Annotated in this window: 4 protein-coding genes; all 4 read left to right on the forward strand. The window is 60.4% G+C overall.

Annotated elements, in window-relative coordinates; all coding sequences use genetic code 11:
• Nucleotides 1-350 (forward strand): 2-phosphosulfolactate phosphatase (locus tag A3730_RS15340; RefSeq protein ID WP_197477492.1); only part of this gene is annotated, 350 nt, incomplete at its 5' end.
• 95 nt (nucleotides 351-445) lie between these two features.
• On the forward strand, nucleotides 446-1,690 hold the full coding sequence (locus A3730_RS15345) for an acyl-CoA dehydrogenase family protein (RefSeq protein WP_063538378.1): 1,245 nt from the start codon (nucleotides 446-448) through the stop codon (nucleotides 1,688-1,690).
• A gap of 214 nt (nucleotides 1,691-1,904) precedes the next feature.
• A complete protein-coding gene (locus tag A3730_RS15350) occupies nucleotides 1,905-2,726 on the forward strand; it encodes a fatty acid desaturase (RefSeq protein WP_063520515.1) in 822 nt (273 codons plus the stop codon).
• Nucleotides 2,723-3,127, forward strand: coding sequence for a hypothetical protein (locus A3730_RS15355; protein WP_063518878.1), 405 nt, complete (start codon nucleotides 2,723-2,725; stop codon nucleotides 3,125-3,127). Before A3730_RS15350 ends, A3730_RS15355 begins: the two co-directional genes overlap by 4 nt.
• Nucleotides 3,128-3,192: the final 65 nt, after the last annotated feature.

Here is a 3,192-nt window from a genome sequence, read left to right on the forward strand (position 1 = left end):
GCCGTGAGGTGCTGGTGGCCGGGCTGGTCAATGCGGAGGCCACCGCCAACTATTTGCGCAAACAGAACCCGCCCACCGTGGTGCTGGTCGCCTCCCACCCCACCGGCGACGAAGACGTGGCCTGCGCCGAATACATCCGTCACCTGCTGGGCGGAGAGGGCATCACCTACCAGGCAGCCCGCGACCGCACCCTCAATGCCAGGGCGGCACAGAAATTTTTCGCCGGCACTCACCCTCGGCTACGCCCCCAGGATATTGAGGCCGCCGCCAGCAGCGAAGGCGCCAATGCGCTGACCATGCACGTGCGTTTTGACCCGCAACCCTGCATCACCGCCCAGCAGGCGCCCTGACACCCAGCGTCAATCATTCCGTTCTTTTTGATCAATGCGCCGTCACCATCGGGCTTGCTACTGTTGATTGAATTCTCACCCAACAGGACAGCCCGATGATCCAGTGGTCCGAACAACAGCAAATGATCCAGAAAATGGTGCGCGACTTTGTGGAAAAGGAAGTCGTGCCGCAGCTGGACGATATCGAATATAACGGCGTTCCTCCCTATGACATCCTGCGCAAGCTGATCAAAACCTTCGGCATGGATGTCATGGCCAAGCAATCATTCGACAAGCAGATTGCCCGCGAGAAAGCCCTCGCCGCCGGCGACGCCGTCGACGAGAAAAAGAAGAAGGACGGCCCCTCAGCCATGGCCGGCGAAGAAGCCGCCATGCGCATGATCCCGATTATTGAACTGTGCAAACACGCTCAGGGCCTGGTCACCGCCATGGGCGTCTCCATGGGTCTGGGCGGTGGCGCCATCATGAGCAAGGGCACCACCGAGCAGAAAGAACGCTGGGCCCTGCCCCTGCTGACCCTGGAAAAAGTGGGCGCCTGGGCCATTTCCGAACCCAATGCCGGTTCCGACGCCTTCGGCCAGATGAAGACCCTGGCCAAGCGCGACGGCAACGGCGGCTACATCATCAACGGCAGCAAGACCTGGATCACTAACGGCCCCTACGCCGACACCATCATCCTGATCTGTAAACTGGACGAAGAAGGGGTGCCCGCGGACCAGCGCAAAATTGTCTCCTTTATTCTCGACAGCGGCATGGAAGGCCTGGAGCAATCCAAACCCTTCAAGAAAATGGGCATTGGCTCTTCCCCCACCGGCGAACTGTTCCTCTCCGACGTGAAAGCCGGCCCGGAACGCCTGCTGGGCGGCAGCGAAGACGGCTACGGCCGCAGCGGCGCCAAAGGCACCTTCATGCAGGAGCGGGCCGGGGTAGCGGCCATGGCCCTGGGTATGGTGGAACGCGCCCTGCAGCTGAGCACCCAATACGCCAGCGACCGGGTGCAGTTCGGCCGCGCCATTGGCCAGAACCAGCTGATTCAGCTGAAACTGGCCAAGATGGAAGTAGCCCGCACCAACCTGCAGAACATGGTGTTTCGCTACATCGAGATGACCGCCGAAGGCGAGCAGATGACACTGGCGGAGGCCTCTGCCATGAAACTCTACGCCGCCCAGGCGGCCATGGAAGTGGCCACCGAAGCGGTGCAGATCCACGGCGGCTACGGCTACATGCGCGAATCCCGCGTGGAACAGCTGATGCGCGATGCCAAAATTCTGCAGATTTATGCCGGTACGGATGAAATGCAGATTATCGCCATCGCCCGGGACCTGCTGGGCCGCGTCTAACCTGCACAGAACCCCGGCTATGTAAGCAATTGACTACCACTTATGTAAGCATATTGACCATCGCGCCCAGCGCGATGGTTTTTGTGGTCTTCATCACACAATCTCCCCTGACTACACTCATTCATTATTCGTAGTAAGGTCCGCCAAACCGCCTTTTCAGAGTAGTACGGATGTACTACCTCTCAAAGACGCCGCCGGGCCCAGGGTGATTCTCATGGTAGTACGCTATAGAGCAGACCGGCTCGCCGTTGCTCTGGTGTTAGCGGTATTCAGCATCCAGCTTGGCCTGTTTTTCTTCAGCGAGGGGCTGGCCACCTGGCTGGGCATGCTTGCCCTGTTGCCGGTGCAGGTCTCCTGTGGCGCCATCTGCCACAACCACCACCACGTAAACACCTTCGTGAAGCGCCCGCTAAACCGGCTGTTCGAAATGGTCATGTACCTGCAGACCGGCACCAGCCCGCTGAGCTGGACGCTGCACCACAACATCGGCCACCACCAGCTCTATCTGGACCCGGACAACGACCCGTCCCCCTGGCAGCAGGCGGACGGCAACCTGATGCCACGCTGGCGCTATGTGCTGGTCAACACCCTGCGCATCTACCCGGAAATCCACCGCATCGGTCGCCAGCATCCGGCACTGTACCGTCGCTTCCTGCGTCTGCTGGTGCTCGCCAATATCCCGCTGGCCGCCGCCTTCATGCTGGACCCGCGCAACGCCTTTATCGTCTTCCTGATTCCCATGATCAGCATGCTGTTCATGTTGCTGGACAATACCTACGGGCAACACGCCGGCACCGGCTACGACGACCATTTCCACGCTTCGCGCAATGTGGAACTGAAACGCTACAACCTGCCCTCCTGGAACCTGGGCTACCACACGGCCCATCACATGCTGCCCGGCCTGCACTGGAGTGAACTGCCGGACCTGCACGCCAAAATCCGCCACCGGATTCCGGACCACCTGATCACCGAAAACGTGCTTTTGCAGTGGGAACCCGCCCGCCAGCAGCGCGAAGGAGAAGGACTCCCCTCATGATACGTGGCCTGATTCTTTGCCTGATCATGCTGTCTTGCGCCGCCGCCCGCGCCCAGGATTGCTACTACTACTGGGTACATCAGTGCATTGAGGTGGTGGACGCCAGCCAGCGCCAACTCAGGCAGTTTGTGCTGATTTCCCCGGCGGTGAACTACCTGAGTGTGGACGAAGGCAGCCAATGCAGCGCCGCCGTGAGCCGCCAGCAGGCCCCGCTCAACCACCAGTTGCTGGCCGCGTTCAACGCCGCCGCCAAGCGGATTGATGCCTGTGAAGCCCCACTCTCCGAGCTTTCTGCCCGCGTCTTCGACAAGCCCCACAAGGCCACCTGGCACTACAACCGAAGCCGCAAGGCCAGCCCCCGGAAAGTGATCATCACGGTGGAAAACGCGCCGATCCTCTAAGGAACCTCTGAATAACCCCTTGCGTACTCAGTCTTTCAGGCTGGTTCGCAATCTAGGCGCGCTTT

The sequence above is a fragment of the Alcanivorax sp. HI0044 genome, assembly GCF_001634945.1.

Bases quoted from the DNA above. Each gene is read 5' to 3' on its own strand.
- A3730_RS15345 (WP_063538378.1), top strand. From the start codon at position 446: ATGATCCAGTGGTCCGAACAACAGCAAATGATCCAGAAAATGGTGCGC.
- A3730_RS15350 (WP_063520515.1), top strand. From the start codon at position 1,905: ATGGTAGTACGCTATAGAGCAGACCGGCTCGCCGTTGCTCTGGTGTTA.
- A3730_RS15355 (WP_063518878.1), top strand. From the start codon at position 2,723: ATGATACGTGGCCTGATTCTTTGCCTGATCATGCTGTCTTGCGCCGCC.